Origin of the sequence: Saccharopolyspora kobensis, from assembly GCF_900108315.1 — a bacterium.
In the GTDB taxonomy this organism is placed as follows: domain Bacteria; phylum Actinomycetota; class Actinomycetes; order Mycobacteriales; family Pseudonocardiaceae; genus Saccharopolyspora; species Saccharopolyspora kobensis.
Window position 1 is genome coordinate 228,199 of record NZ_FNVB01000005.1, and the last position, 13,526, is coordinate 241,724.

At 69.8% G+C, this 13,526-nt stretch carries 12 protein-coding genes and 1 other RNA gene; 5 read left to right on the forward strand and 8 right to left on the reverse strand.

Annotated features, from left to right (window positions below; all coding sequences use genetic code 11):
- Positions 1-2: 2 nt before the first annotated feature.
- Positions 3-1,403, reverse strand: coding sequence for an amino acid permease (locus tag C4T78_RS17930; RefSeq protein WP_093349078.1), 1,401 nt, complete (start codon positions 1,401-1,403; stop codon positions 3-5).
- Positions 1,404-1,582: 179 nt separating this feature from the next.
- Here C4T78_RS17930 and C4T78_RS17935 point away from each other — a divergent pair, with 179 nt between their 5' ends.
- On the forward strand, positions 1,583-2,284 hold the full coding sequence (locus C4T78_RS17935) for a TetR/AcrR family transcriptional regulator (protein ID WP_093349080.1): 702 nt from the start codon (positions 1,583-1,585) through the stop codon (positions 2,282-2,284).
- A gap of 375 nt (positions 2,285-2,659) precedes the next feature.
- On the opposite strand, the gene C4T78_RS17945 is transcribed toward C4T78_RS17935, so the two are convergent.
- Positions 2,660-4,300: an amidohydrolase gene (locus C4T78_RS17945; protein ID WP_093349083.1), complete on the reverse strand. Its 1,641-nt coding sequence runs from the start codon at positions 4,298-4,300 to the stop codon at positions 2,660-2,662.
- Positions 4,301-4,415: 115 nt separating this feature from the next.
- Here C4T78_RS17945 and C4T78_RS17950 point away from each other — a divergent pair, with 115 nt between their 5' ends.
- The 4 genes from C4T78_RS17950 to C4T78_RS17965 are packed head-to-tail and all read left to right on the forward strand — an operon-like array spanning position 4,416 to position 7,749.
- The gene (locus C4T78_RS17950; protein ID WP_093349085.1) at positions 4,416-4,847 is read left to right on the forward strand and encodes an acyl-CoA thioesterase; all 432 of its coding nucleotides are present in this window, start codon (positions 4,416-4,418) and stop codon (positions 4,845-4,847) included.
- A 17-nt stretch (positions 4,848-4,864) separates the two neighbouring features.
- Positions 4,865-5,731 carry an enoyl-CoA hydratase/isomerase family protein gene (locus C4T78_RS17955; protein WP_093349088.1) on the forward strand — a complete coding sequence of 289 codons (867 nt, stop codon included), beginning with the start codon at positions 4,865-4,867 and terminating at the stop codon, positions 5,729-5,731.
- Entirely contained in the window at positions 5,728-7,260 is a 1,533-nt protein-coding gene (locus C4T78_RS17960) for an AMP-binding protein (RefSeq protein ID WP_093349090.1), read from the forward strand. The genes C4T78_RS17955 and C4T78_RS17960 overlap by 4 nt, the downstream gene beginning before the upstream one ends.
- A 36-nt stretch (positions 7,261-7,296) precedes the next feature.
- Positions 7,297-7,749, forward strand: coding sequence for a PPOX class F420-dependent oxidoreductase (locus tag C4T78_RS17965; protein ID WP_093349093.1), 453 nt, complete (start codon positions 7,297-7,299; stop codon positions 7,747-7,749).
- Positions 7,750-7,797: 48 nt separating this feature from the next.
- Here the strand turns inward: C4T78_RS17965 and C4T78_RS17970 are convergent, their stop codons facing one another.
- The 6 genes from C4T78_RS17970 to ftsX form a co-directional block, all read right to left on the reverse strand.
- The gene (locus tag C4T78_RS17970; protein ID WP_093349095.1) at positions 7,798-8,487 is read right to left on the reverse strand and encodes an aspartate/glutamate racemase family protein; all 690 of its coding nucleotides are present in this window, start codon (positions 8,485-8,487) and stop codon (positions 7,798-7,800) included.
- Positions 8,474-9,895: an MFS transporter gene (locus C4T78_RS17975; RefSeq protein ID WP_218161526.1), complete on the reverse strand. Its 1,422-nt coding sequence runs from the start codon at positions 9,893-9,895 to the stop codon at positions 8,474-8,476. The genes C4T78_RS17970 and C4T78_RS17975 overlap by 14 nt, the downstream gene beginning before the upstream one ends.
- A 787-nt stretch (positions 9,896-10,682) precedes the next feature.
- Positions 10,683-11,053: a transfer-messenger RNA gene (gene ssrA, locus C4T78_RS17980) on the reverse strand.
- An 83-nt stretch (positions 11,054-11,136) separates the two neighbouring features.
- Positions 11,137-12,039 (reverse strand): amidohydrolase family protein, encoded by a 903-nt coding sequence (locus C4T78_RS17985; RefSeq protein ID WP_093349101.1) that lies wholly within the window; start codon positions 12,037-12,039, stop codon positions 11,137-11,139.
- A complete protein-coding gene (smpB, locus tag C4T78_RS17990; protein WP_093153218.1) occupies positions 12,036-12,512 on the reverse strand; it encodes an SsrA-binding protein SmpB in 477 nt (158 codons plus the stop codon). Before smpB ends, C4T78_RS17985 begins: the two co-directional genes overlap by 4 nt.
- Before the next feature lie 98 nt (positions 12,513-12,610).
- A complete protein-coding gene (gene ftsX, locus C4T78_RS17995) occupies positions 12,611-13,507 on the reverse strand; it encodes a permease-like cell division protein FtsX (RefSeq protein ID WP_093153215.1) in 897 nt (298 codons plus the stop codon).
- Between the last annotated feature and the right edge of the window lie 19 nt (positions 13,508-13,526).

Consider the following 13,526-nt stretch of genomic DNA (forward strand, 5'->3'; position numbering starts at 1 on the left):
GGTCAGCCCGCCTGCGGAGTCCCGCGCTTCTGCCGCAGCAGGCCGACGGTCACGGCGACTGCGGCGACGGAGAGGGTGAGGATCAGGGAGTGGCGGGTTGAGGGGTCGACGACCATCAGCACGAGGAACGCCACCAACGCGACGACCACCGCCCAGGACACGTAGGGATAGCCCCACATTCGCACCGGCAGGTGCTGGCCGTCGCGCTCGGCCCGGGCCCGGCTGTGCAGCTGGGTGACCGCGATCGTCAGGTACAGCAGGACGATCACCGAACCGCTGGAGTCCACCAGGAAGTCGAAGATCGCCGTGGTGCTGACGAAGTAGTTCGCCGCCACGGTAGTCAACCCGGCCAGCGCCACCACGAGCACCGCCGGAACCGGTACCCCGGCCGCGCTGGAACGGGCCAGCACCCGCGGGCCCTCGCCGTTGCCCGCCAGTGCGTACAGCATCCGGGACGCGGTGTAGATGCCCGAGTTCAGGCAGGACAGCACCGCGACGAGGACCACCAGGTCCATGATCAGGCCCGCGTTCGGGATGCCCAGCCGGTCGAGGACCGCCGAGTACGGGCTCTCCGTGATCCCGGCGGCGTCGTGGGGCAGCAGCGTGGCGATCACCGCGATCGAGCCGATGTAGAAGACCAGGATGCGCACCATCGTGGTGCGGACGGCTCGGCGCACCGCCTCCGCCGGGCGCATCGCCTCGCCTGCGGCGATCGTGACGACCTCGGCGCCGCTGAAGGCGAAGGACACCACGAGCAGCGCGGGCAGCACCGCGTACCAGCCGTGGGGCGCGAAACCGCCGTTCTCGAACAGGTTCGCCCCACCGGGCGCGGGCACGCCGGGCAGCAGACCGCAGATCGCCAGCACGCCGAGCCCGATGAACGCGACGATCGCCAGCACCTTGATCAGCGCGAACCAGAACTCCACCTCGCCGAAGGCGCGCACCGCGATCAGGTTGGATCCGGTCAGCACCAGCATGAACACCAGCGCGGCGGCCCAGTCCGGCACCACCGGCAGGATCCCGTGCAGCAGCGCACCGCCGATGACGGCCTCCACGCCCACGGTGACGCTCCACGAGTACGCGTAGAGCCAGCCGATCGCCAACCCGGCCCAGCTGCCCAGCTCCCGCGAGGCGTAGCTGGCGAAGGAGCCCGTTCTCGGTGCGGCGACGGACAATTCGGCGAGCATCCGCATGACCAGGACGACGAGCAGGCCGGCGATCGCGTACGCCACGAGCGCCGCTGGACCGGCCTTGTTGATGACCGCGCCGCTGCCGACGAACAGGCCGGCGCCGATCACCCCGCCGATCGCGATCATGCTCATCTGCCGGTCCCGCAGCGCTGGTCGCAGACCGCGCGCCCCGGTCGACCGGGCCTGCTCAACGGATGGCGATTGATCGTTCATCTTGCCTCCAAGATGCCTCAACCGATCGATCGATCGAGAGATCCATGCACGATAGGTGCCGGAAATCGGGAGGTCAATAGGACTTTGCCCGCCCGAGGTCGATGCGGCCGCCGCGTCGCCGGTACGGTTGCGGTCACTCAGATCGATCAGTCGACCGGCATTCCAGGGAGCGCGAGGCGATGAGCGGACGAGGACGCTCAGGTGACGACACGCAGCAGCAGGTGTGGGAGGCGGCCGTCCGGCTGTTCGCCGCGCAGGGCTTCCACGGCACCGGCATCCGCGAGCTCGCCGACGCCGCGCAGCTCTCCCCCGCGACCCTCTACCACTACATGGGCACCAAGCAGGACCTGCTGTTCTCCATCATGCGGACCTGCCTGGACCGGCTGGTGATGGCGGCCGAACGGGTCTCCGCGGACACCGACCGGCCGCAGGCGATCATCGCCAGCCTGGTCCACGTGCACGTGCTCACGCACGCGCTGCACCGCGACGAGACGACCGTGGTGGACAACGAGCTCGGCGTGCTCGACGCCGAACGCCGCGGCACCGTCGTCCAGATCCGGGACCGCTACGAGGAGTTCTGGCGCAGCGCGGTCGCGGCCGGTTGCGAGCGCGGCGTTTTCGCGGTCCCGGACCAGCGCTTCGCGCGCATGGCGGTGCTGGAGATGTGCTCCGGAGTGGCCAAGTGGTACTCCCCAGAGGGCGAGGAGGAGCTGGACGCGATCGCCACGGCGCACGCGCAGCTGGCGCTCCAACTCCTCGGCGTCCCGCCGACCCGCCTCGCCTCAACAGCACTACCCGAAGCAGCCGAAGTCCACGGCCTGGTCGAAGAGATCTGGCACATCCAACTACCCCCAATGCGCGCCCGCCCCACCCGCAACTAACCAACCCCCACCCCCCGACCCCGGCCCACGCCCGCAGGCGATGCACGGGGGGCGCGTGCGGGTTCTGGCGGTCAGTGCGTGCCGGTCCAGGCCACATAACGCCGACCCCCAATCCCTCCCCCGGCTCCGGCTCCGGCTCCGGCTCCGGCTCCGGCTCCGGCTCCGGCTCCGGCTCCGGCTCCGGCTCCGGCTCCGGCTCCGGCTCCGGCTCCGGCTCCGGAGTGATGCAATTTCAATTGAAATTGGACCTCCAATTTCAATTGAAATTGCCGAGGTCCCGACGCACACCGGCGTGTCGGGCACCAACACGCCGACGGCATGCAACTTCAATTGAAATCGGAGCTGTGATTTCCATTGAAATTGCGGGTCTGTCGGTCAGGTGGGTAGGTCGAGTCGGTCGTGCTTGAGCTCGCCTCCTACGACGGTGGCCAGCACTTCGACGTCCTTGATCGCGCGGCGGTCGACGCGGGTGAGGTCTTCGGAGAGCACCGTGAAGTCGGCGAGCATGCCGCGCGCGAGCCGGCCCTTGCGGTGCTCCTGGTGGTCGGCGTAGGCCGAGCCGCGGGTGTAGGCGCGCAGCGCCTGCAACGGGGTCAGCCGCTCGTCGGCGCCCAGCACCTGCCCGGCCGCCGTTTCCCGGTTGACCAGCGCGTGGATTCCCAGCAGCGGCGCGCCTTCCACCACCGGGCAGTCCGAGCTGCCGGGAACTTCGACGCCTGCGCGCAGGAAGCTGAGCTGCCGGTAGGCGAGCTGCGCCCGCTCCTCGCCGAGCGCGGCGATGATCCCGTCCCCGAGCTCGTCCACGAACCGGCCCTGCGGCACCGGGATCACGCCCAGCCGCGCGATCTCGGCGATCTGCGCATCGCTGGTGACACCGCAGTGCTCGATGCGGTGCCGGGCATCGGCGCGGGGCACCTGCCGCTGGGCGCGGGCGTAGGCGTCCAGGACCAGCTGCACGGCCGCGTCGCCGATGGCGTGCGCGGCGATCTGCCAGCCCGCCCGGTGCGCCCGCGAGATCTGCTCGCGCAGCCGCTCCGGATCGTCCTGGGTGAACCCGCGATTGCCGACCGCGTCGGCGTAATCGCAGCACATCGAGGCTGTTCGGCCGATCAGCGAACCGTCCGAGAACAGCTTGACCGCGCCGACGCGCAAGGTGTCGTCGCCCAGCCCGGTGCGCAGGCCGAGGTCGAGCCCGAAGCCGGGTTCGCTCCCGTCGATGTCGTGCAGCGCCGCCATCTCCGGCATCACGGTGGCGCGCACCCCGAGCACGCCCCGCTCCCGCGCGATCATGAAGGCGTGCAGGTCGGCCGGCCCGTTGCCGGTGAGACGCCCCGCGATGCCGGGCTCGGTGATGCTGGTCAGCCCTTCGGACAGGGCCAGCTCCGAACCCAGCTCGATGGCCCGCACGAAGTCCTCGAGCGGTTGTGGCCGGAGCACGCGGTACACCAGCGATTGGGCCTGCTCGGTGAGCAGCCCGGTGGGCGCGCCGGTGGCGTCGCGTTCGACCGTGCCGCCGGGAACGTCGGGCAGGGCGCGAGGATCCGCGTAGCCCATCGCCCGGATCGCCGCGGTGTTGACCACGCCCATGTGCGCGGAGTTGTGCGCGAGCCAGGCCGGGCGGCCGCCGGTCAGCGCGTCCAGCTCCGCCCGGGTCGGGTGGGCGCCGCCGAGGCGGTTCTGGTCGTAGCCGTGCCCGCGCACCCAGGCACCTCCCGGCAGCCGCTCGGCGTGCTCGCGGACGGCGGTGCGCAGCGCGTCCATGCTGGTGACAGCGCTGGGCCGCAGGTCGAGCTGGAGGCTGCGCTGTCCGCGCATGCTCAGGTGGTGGTGCGCGTCGTGGAAGCCCGGCACCACCGGTGCGCCGCGGAGGTCGATGACCTCGGCGGCGGTGCAGCCGTCGAGGTCGTCGTCCAGGCCGACGAGCACACCGCCGAGCACGCCCATCCGGCTCGCGGTCGGGCGATCGGGATCCAGGGTGGTGATGTCGCCGTTGGTGAACAGGACGTCCAGGTGCATGAATGATCCTCCAACTGCCGGTTCAGGCGGTGGACCGCCGAGCACGCACGTCTTGCGCCCCGGCCGACACCGACCCTACTCTGTCGATCGATCGATCGACTAGTTCGGAGGCGGCGTGGCAGAACCGAGCAGCGGACCGCACGCGATCGACTTCTGGTCGCCGGTCCACTTCGACGAGCTGGACCCCAACGGCCACCTGCACAACGCGCGCTTCGCGCTGCACGTCGAACGGGCCCAGACCGCGGCCTTCGCGGCGGCCGGCTTCGACACCGCGACCGTGCTGAACCGGCACCCCGACCTGCACTACGTGGTGCGCCGGTTCGACGTCCTGTTCCACTCACCCGTCGGCAACGCCGGGAACCTGCTGGTAGCACTGCACTTCACCGAACTCGGCCGGACCAGCGCGACTTGGACGTTCCGCTGCGGCCCGCCCGGAGCGCCCAACGCCACCGGCACGCGCACGATCGTGAAGGTCGACGCCGACGGCAGGCCGCTGCCCTGGTCGCCGCGGATGTCGGAGTGGCGCACGAACCTGCTGATCGGCTGAGACCACGAGGAGACGACATGTCCGAACCCCGGCCCGGAACGCTGGTCGAGACCGAGTTCGACGGCGACATCGGCGTGATCCGGCTGAACCGACCGGAGTCGCTGAACGCGGTGAACACCGCGCTGGTGGAACAGCTGGTCGCCGCGTTCGACTCCGCGCGCACCGCCCGCGCCGTCCTGCTGACCGGTCGCGGCCGCGCCTTCTGCGCCGGTCACGACCTGAAGGCACCGCCCGAAGATCCCGCCACCGTGCGAGCCCGGCTGGACCGCATCCAGGACGTCACCCGCCGGATCCGCAGCTGCCCGGCACCGGTGATCGCGGTGGTGCAGGGGCACGCCGTGGGCGCGGGCGCGGAATTCGCCCTGGGCTGCGACCTGGTGCTGGCGGGCGAGAGCGCGCAGTTCCGCTTCCCCGAGGTGGGCCTCGGGCTCAGCGCCACCGGCGGGCTCTCCGCCCTGCTGCCGATGCTGGTCGGCCCGATCAGGGCCAAGGAGCTGGTGATGTTCGGCGAGCCGCTCGACGCCGCCACCGCGCACCGGCTCGGGCTGGTCAACGCGGTGATCCCGGACGACGAGCTGCTGGCGACCGCGATGAGCTGGGCGCGACGGCTGGCCGAACTCCCGGCGGCACCGCTGGCGATGGCCAAGGAAGCCATCGACGCGGGCACCGACCGCGCGGTGGAATCGGCCCTGGCGCTGGAGATCCGGCACGCGATCCGCACCGACGAGCTGAGCACCGAAGAAAGCAGTCCGGCATCGACATCAGCCCCGCTCAACCGCACCACAGGGGACCGTGACGCCACCCGGCCCAAAGAAACCCCGAAACGCGAGATCAGCCCCGAACGCCACCACCACTGTGAATCGCGGAGAGGCGGAACAGCATGAGCGACCTGTCCCTCGCGGATCTCGTCCGCAGCGCGGCCGAACGCTGGCCGGAGCGGGTGGCGTGGACGTTCGACGCGCTCGGCCGGGAGCTGACCTTCGCCGAGGTCGACCGGCGCAGCGATGCATTCGCCGCGCTGCTCGCCGAGCACGGGGTCACCGCGGCCGATCGCGTGGCGGTGATGCTGGACAACCGGCCGGAATTCCCGCTCGCGTGGCTGGGCGCGGCCAAGCTGGGCGCCGCGGTGGTCCCGGTGAACATCCGCTACCAGGACTACGACGCCGCGCACGTGCTCGCGCACTCAGGCGCGCGGGTCGTGCTGACCACGGCGCAGCACGCGGAACTGCTCGCGCGGATCAGGAGTTCCACGTCCCTGCAGCACGTGCTCGACGTCGACGCGATCCCGATCCCCGACGCGCCTGCACCGAGGTGCGCCGCACCGGTGCCCGAGACGGTCGCCAACATCCAGTACACGTCGGGCACCACCGGAGCGCCGAAGGGATGCGTTCTGCCCCACCGCTACTGGAGCTCGCTGGCCGCCGGGCTGGTCGAGGGCTTCCCGCGGATCGGCGCGCAGGACACCATCCTCACCGCACAGCCCTTCCACTACGTCGATCCGCAGTGGAACACCGCGCTGGGCCTCGCCTCCGGCGCCCGGCTCGTGGTGCTGGACCGCTTCCACCCCACGACGTTCTGGTCGAAGGTCCGCGAGCACGAGGTCACCTGGCTCTACTGCCTCGGCCTGATGCCGAAGCTGCTGCTGGACATGCCGCCGTCACCCCACGACCGGGACCACCGGGTGCGCGCGATCAGCGCATCGGCGATCCCGGCCGACCTGCACGCGGCGCTCGAAAAGCGCTGGGGCGTCCCATGGTTCGAGGCGTTCGGCATGACCGAGACGGGCAGCGACATCCGGATGACGCCCGAGGACCACGACGACACCGTGGGAACCGGTTGTCTCGGCCGGGCCATCGCCGGGCGGGAGGTCGCGATCCTCGGCGACTCCGGCGAACCGGTGCCACGAGGCGCCACCGGCGAGCTGGCGATCCGCGGCGTCGGGCTGATGCACGGTTACTTCCGCGACGCGGAGGCCACCGATCGGGCGTTCCGCTCCGGCTGGTTCCACACCGGCGACCTGGCCAGGATGGACGACCGCGGACGCGTCTACTACGCGGGCCGGACCAAGGACATGATCCGCCGCAGCGGTGAGAACATCTCCGCGGGCGAGGTGGAACGGGTGCTCCAGCTGCACCCGGCGGTGGACATCGCCGCGGTCCTGCCGGAGCCGGACGAGCTGCGGGGCGAAGAGGTCCACGCCGTGCTGGTCCTCCGCGACGAGACCTGCACCCCGGAGGCCCTGGCGGCCTTCTGCGGCGAGCAGCTGGCCTACTTCAAGGTCCCCCGCTACTGGACCTTCCGAACCGCGGTGCCGCTGACGCCCTCGGAGCGGGTCTCCAAGGCGGCCCTGCGAACCGAGCTGGCACGGGACCGGAATCCCAAGTACGACCGCAAGACCCAGCAGTGGGCCTAGGGAATTCCCCGAGCACCCGCTGGCGTTGATCACGCCATGGCACAAGGTCCAGCACCGCGCCCGCTGTCCGACGAAGCTCTGTCCGGACTGCTCGGCAAGCAGCACTTCGGCACGCTCGCCACCGTCAAGCGCAGCGGGCACCCGCACCTGACCACCATGCTCTACAGCTGGGACCCGGAAGCCCGGGTGGTGCGGTTCTCGACGACGGCCGACCGGGTCAAGGTCGGCCACCTGCGGCGCGATCCGCGTGCGTCGCTCCATGTGCAGGGCGACGACGTGTGGTCGTTCGCCGTCGCCGAGGGTGAGGCCGAGACCTCCGAGATCACGACCGCGCCCGGCGACGCGGTCGGGCGCGAACTGCTCTCGATCGTCTCCGCGGCCGCGAAGCCGGACGACGAAGGTGCGTTCCTGGAGCAGATGGTCGCCGAGCGCCGCCTGGTCATCCGGTTGAAGGTGGATCGGCTGTACGGCACGGTGCTCGACGTCTGAACCGGGCTCGGGAAGCGCCCCGCGCTCGCAGGGCGCTTCCCGGTGCGCTCAGCTCCCGGCCGTCCACAACTCCTGCAGCACCAGTTCGGCCGCGCTCGGGATGGGTTCCACGATCTCGCAGGTGCGGGCCTCGGCGATCCGGCGGGCCGTCTCGCTGAGCGGCCCACCAGCGATGATCACCGCTTCGGCGCGGTCCACCCCGGTGCACCGGTCGACCGCCGCGGCCAGTTCGGCGAACTGCCGCTCGGGATCGGCCGCCAGCACCAGCGGCTCCGATTCGGTCAGCCGGACACCGGTGAAGCCCTCCGACATCCCGTGCTCGGCGACCAGCGCGGTGAGGGAATCGACGAGCAGCGGCGTGCTGGTGGCCATGCCGAACCGCCGCCCCGACCGACCCGCGGCGCCGATGGCCGCCTGCCCGATGCCGACGACCGGCAGGTCGAGCTCCGCGTCGAGCCGGCTGCGGCCCGGGTCGCCGATCGCGGCGACGATCACCGCGAGGTACTCCCGCTCCGCGGCGTCCAGCGCGCGCAGCACGGCATCGCGGACGTGCTCCTCGGACTCCTTCAGCGCCACCGGGTCGAGGATCATCGACGGTCCGGCTCCCGCCGTGACACCGTCGACCTCGAGCCCGCTGCCGAGCAGCGTTCTCGCGGCGAGCGCGCGCATCATCTCGGTGGTCGCCCGGTTGGTGTTCGGGTTGACCAGGAGCACCCTTGCGGTCTCAGGCGTGGGCAATCTGCTCGTCCTCCTCCATCGGCTTGCCGAAGGTCTCCGGCGGGAACTGGACCGCGATGCCGAGGATCACGAACAGCACGGCCAGCATCGTGAACATGCCGGTCAGCCCGCTGAGGTCGAAGACGAAACCGGCCACCAGCGGGAACAGGCCGCCGGACAGCGAGCCCATCGCCAGGATGATCGAGGTCCCCATGCCGCGGACGCGGGTCGGGTAGAGCTCCGGCGCGAACAACCAGATCGTGGTGTTCACGATGATCACCGAGAAGTTGAACAGGAAGCCGAAGGCGAGCACCAGCGGCAGCGAGTCGGAGAACACGGCGATCGACAGCCCGGCCACGCAGCCGAGGACGGCGCCGCCGGTGAGCACCTTCTTGCGGGGCAGTCGGCTGGCGCCGAAGGCCGCGGCGATCGCGCCGACCAGCGAACCGGTCTGCATCAGCAGGGTGAAGCTCAGGCTGGAGGTGAGGTCGTGGCCGCTGGCCACCAGGATCGTGGGCATCAGGGTCAGCATCGAGATCTGCGCGGCGTAGGACATGCACACCGCCACGGTGAGCAGCACCGTGCGGCGCAGCAGCCGGCCCCGCAGGACACCGCGCCAGTCCGAGCGCGGCGGCTTGCCCGGTTCCTGCGCACCGGTTCCGGTCAGGTACTGCTCCGGGTTGTCGATCGGGCCGCTCAGCTGACCCCTGGCCAGCCGGTTGATCACGACGTTGGCTTCCTCGATCCGCCCGCTGGCCGCGAGGAACCGCGGTGTCTCCGGCACGTAGCGGCGGAAGAACATGATCAGCACGCAGGGCAGGAACAGCAGCCCGAAGAGCCAGCGCCACTTGTCCGGGCCGTCGAAGACCGAGAACACCAGGATGCCGAACAGCGGCGCCAGCATGTTGCCGAGACCGGCCGAGGTCACGTTGATCAGGCCGACCGCGGTGCCGCGGTGCCGGGCGGCGAAGAACTCCGCCATCATGATGACCGCGACCGAGATCTCGCCGCCGAGCCCGAAGCCGACGATGAAGCGCCCCGCCGCGAGCACCGCGTAGTTCGGCGCCAGGGCGCAGATCAGCGAGCCGCCCGCGAAGACGAGCAGGTTGATCATCAGCATCTTCCGGCGGCCGAACCGGTCGATGATCACGCCCGTGAGCAGCCGCCCCAGGGCGGTGGCGGTGAAGGTCATCGTGTTGAGGAAGCCGATCTCGGCCCCGCCGAGCCCCCAGGACTCCTGCAGCACGGGGCCGGTGAGGCCGACCGCGTTCTGCTCCAGGGCGTCGAACCAGATGCCGATCAGGACCATGATCAAGATGTGCTTGTGCGCACTGGTGACGCCGATTCGACCGTAGGCGTTCTCGATCTGGTCGGCTAAGGCGACCTTTCCGTCGGACGATCTCCCGGACCGACCGGATGCCGTTTCCACAGCCCTACCTCCGATGCCACGCTGCATGGATAGAGTTCCGCGATGTGAAATATACTTCTCACGCTGCAGAATGATGCGGAAGTGTAGCCCGCAAATCACCCTTCCACCAGACCGAACGGAGCAACCGGTCGACCGACTTCAACGCTCGAAGCCCCTGCGGCGCAGAACGGTTCGCCACAACCTGGCCGTCCACAGCGGACGATGCACCTCCACGCACCCACCCGCACGACCACCTGCTGACCCGCCGCCGACTGACCCGGAACAGCACCATCGAGGTGAGCCCCATCGAAGTCGCCCTGATCGGATCGCGACGGATTGCGTGATCCTGGCGACGGGATCGACCTACCCGTTCCCCGCGAAGTCGGCGCTCGGAGACGCAACAGCCATCCCGAAACCCAAGATGGCCGGAGCAGCACGAGACCACGCAACAACAGCGGCCAAGAACATCAATGCCCCGACAAAGAATCGACCAGGACCACTCACGCCCCCACCAGGGATCGCTCTCCCCCTGAACCCACACCCGAAACAGGAGCCCTGGAGCAGCAAAAACATCGGATCTCACAGCCCGAACCCGCAGGTCCGAGCCCAAGAAAAGACCACCAAACCGCAAAATCCGCAGAGCACCCGACGAAGGGCTGGTCCGCGAGCAGGCCGGGAACGCCATCCCACGCAAGGAACCGACGAAACGCCACCCCCGCACCGTGGGGGCCTGCGGGGGCTCGACCCCCGCAATCGAACCCGGAACGAGAAAAAGCGAAGCGCCCTGCGCGAGCAGGGCGCTTCATCGAAGTGGAGGTGCCGGGAATCGAACCCGGGTCCTCCGTCGCTTCACCAAGACTTCTCCGTGCGCAGTTCGCTATGCCTCTGCTTGGCTCCACCGGTCTCGCGAACTAGCCGATGTGACGAGCCCAGTCGCTGTTGGATGTCCCACCAGGTCCCGCGACCGGACCTGGCGGTAAGAGCCTCCTAGCTGATGCCGGATCCCGGGTCGGAGGCAATCCCGGTCCGACAGAGTCGCTCCTCGCTCAGGCGGCGAGGGCGAACTCGCGCTGACTCTTGTCGGCGCTTATAACGTTGCAGCGACGCTCACGGTGGTCTCCTGCCTGCACCGGCACGCTTCCCTTGGATCAACGTACGGAGTCGAAACCGTTCACCCCCTCGCTACCGGCTCGGCTTTCGAACCGGTGTACCCCAGCATAACGCGTGCCGCCCCGGCGATCATTCCCATATCCCTGAAACGATCACGAAGGCCCGCCGAGCAGCTTCGCCGGTGTGTCGTGCAGCACCGCGCGCAGGAACTTCGTCCCCAGCCGGTCGTCGGCTTCCGCCCAGCCCGCGATCGCCGCCAGTTGCTCGGCGTACGGGTACGGGATGTTCGGGTAATCGGTGCCGAGCACGACCCGGTCCGCGTGATCGGCCAGGCGGGCCGACCAGTCCGCGGGCAGCGCAGCGAAGTTCTCGCTGAACGCCACCCCGACCATCGTCGTGTCGACGTGCACACCCGGGTACGCGCCCACCAAGTCCAACGCGACGTCGTGATCCGGCATTCCCGCGTGCGCCAGCACCGCGACCAGCGCGGGGTGGCGGCGCAGCACCTGCTCGAACACGTCGAGCCCGGTGTGGGCGCCCCGGATCGGGCCGTGACCGCAGTGCACGACCACCGGGATCCCGGCCTCCGCGAGCAGCCCCCACGCGGGCTGGAGCAGTTCGTCGCGCGGGTCGAAGGCGCCGACCTGGACGTGCATCTTCACGCACCTCGCGCCGGCGTCGAGCGCCTTGGCGAGGTAGGTGGCGACCTCGGGCTCCGGGAAGATCGTCGCCGTCGGCACCGCGCCCGGCGTGCGGTGCCCGAAGTCCACCGCCCAGTCCGTCAGCCACTCGGCCATGCCCGGCTTGTGCGCGTAGACCAGCGGTGCGAACGTCGTCACACCGAGTTCGCGCAGGATCCGCAGGCGGTCCTGCTCGGAGTGCCGGTAGTGGATCGGCCACTCGACGCCGTAGTGCTCACCGGCCTGGTCGAAGTACGCCCACACCTTGTCCAGCACGCGTTCGGGCAGGAAGTGGGTGTGGATGTCGACCAGGCCGGGCAGCCCCAGCTCGGCCAGCCAGGCCGGGATCTCGGCGTCGCTGCGCGGCGCCGTCAACGCATGCCCTTGCGAGCGCGGCCGATGGCGCGCTGCATCTCCCGCTGGGCATCGCGCTTGGCCAGGTCGTGCCGCTTGTCGTGCGCCTTCTTGCCGCGCGCGAGCGCGAGCTCGACCTTCGCCCGGCCGTCGCTGAAGTACAGCGACATCGGGATCAGGCTCAGCCCGCTCTCCTTGATCTTGCCGACCAGGCGGAGGATCTCGCGCTTGTGCAGCAGGAGCTTGCGGGACCGCCGCGGCTCGTGGTTGGTCCAGGTCCCCTCGGTGTACTCGGGGATGTGCACGTTGCGCAGCCAGACCTCGCCGTGGTCGACGGTGGCGAAGCCGTCCACCAGCTGGGCCTTGCCCTGCCGGAGGCTCTTCACCTCGGTGCCGGTCAGCGCGATGCCGGCCTCGTAGGTGTCCAGCACCGCCCAGTCGTGCCGCGCCTTGCGGTTCTGCGCGATGACCTTGCGGCCGCGTTCCTTCACCATGCCGACAACTCTAGCTGCCGTGTCACCCGAGTTTCGGGACCGACCGCGAACGCCGGAGGGCCGCGGTCCCGGCTGGAACCGCGGCCCTCCGGCACGTCTCACAGGCGGACGTAGAGGCGGAGCGTGACGTAACCCGTGCCCGCCGAGATGACCGCTGCCACCAGCAGCAGGATCGGCGAGATCACCGCGACGTCGCCCCACTCGACGCTGGGCACGATGCCGCCGAACGACGCCATGACCCGGTCCAGGAACAGCGCCTTGAAGCCCGACAGGCCGAGGATGCCCAGGATCGCACCGATCAGACCGGAGACCACCGCCTCCAGGAGGAACGGCAGCTGCGTGTACCAGCGGGTGGCACCGACCAGGCGCATGATGCCGGTCTCGGTGCGGCGGGTGAACGCCGAGAGCTGGATGGTGTTGGAGATCAGCAGCAGCGCCGCGAGCGCCTGCACCAGCGCGATGAAGAAGGCGATGTTGCGGATCAGGTTCAACATGCCGAACACCTGGTCGAGGTAGTCGGCCTGGTTGACCACGTTGTCCACGCCCGGGCGGCCGTTGAACTCCTGCTTGACGGCGCCGAAGCGCTCCGGGTCGCTCAGCTTGACGCGCAGCGAGGCGGGCATGGCCTCGGCGCGGGCGACATCGCGCAGCTCGGGCTGCGACTCGAAGACCTTGTTGAAGCTCTCGAAGGCCTGCTGGCGGTTCTCGTACCGCACCGACTCCACGCCGGACACGCGCTTGAGGTCGGCCATGATGTTCGCGCAGGGCTGCTGGGAGCAGTCGTTGTCGTTGGCGCTCACGTCGTCGGTCATGAACACCACGACCTCGACGCGGTCCTGGTAGGTCTCCTGCATCTTGTCGATCATCCGGACCACGAGGAGACCGCCGCCGAGCAGACCGACCGAAACGGCGGTCGTCAGGATCATCGCGATGGTCATCGTCACGTTGCGCCGAAGGCCGTTGACGACCTCGCTGAATACGAAGCTCGCGCGCATCTTGTGTCAGCTTTCCTAG

Bases quoted from the DNA above. Each gene is read 5' to 3' on its own strand.
- C4T78_RS17960 (WP_093349090.1), top strand. From the start codon at position 5,728: ATGAGCGACCTGTCCCTCGCGGATCTCGTCCGCAGCGCGGCCGAACGC.
- C4T78_RS17965 (WP_093349093.1), top strand. From the start codon at position 7,297: ATGGCACAAGGTCCAGCACCGCGCCCGCTGTCCGACGAAGCTCTGTCC.
- smpB (WP_093153218.1), bottom strand. From the start codon at position 12,512: ATGGTGAAGGAACGCGGCCGCAAGGTCATCGCGCAGAACCGCAAGGCG.
- C4T78_RS17945 (WP_093349083.1), bottom strand. From the start codon at position 4,300: ATGCACCTGGACGTCCTGTTCACCAACGGCGACATCACCACCCTGGAT.
- ftsX (WP_093153215.1), bottom strand. From the start codon at position 13,507: ATGCGCGCGAGCTTCGTATTCAGCGAGGTCGTCAACGGCCTTCGGCGC.
- C4T78_RS17930 (WP_093349078.1), bottom strand. From the start codon at position 1,403: ATGAACGATCAATCGCCATCCGTTGAGCAGGCCCGGTCGACCGGGGCG.
- C4T78_RS17935 (WP_093349080.1), top strand. From the start codon at position 1,583: ATGAGCGGACGAGGACGCTCAGGTGACGACACGCAGCAGCAGGTGTGG.
- C4T78_RS17955 (WP_093349088.1), top strand. From the start codon at position 4,865: ATGTCCGAACCCCGGCCCGGAACGCTGGTCGAGACCGAGTTCGACGGC.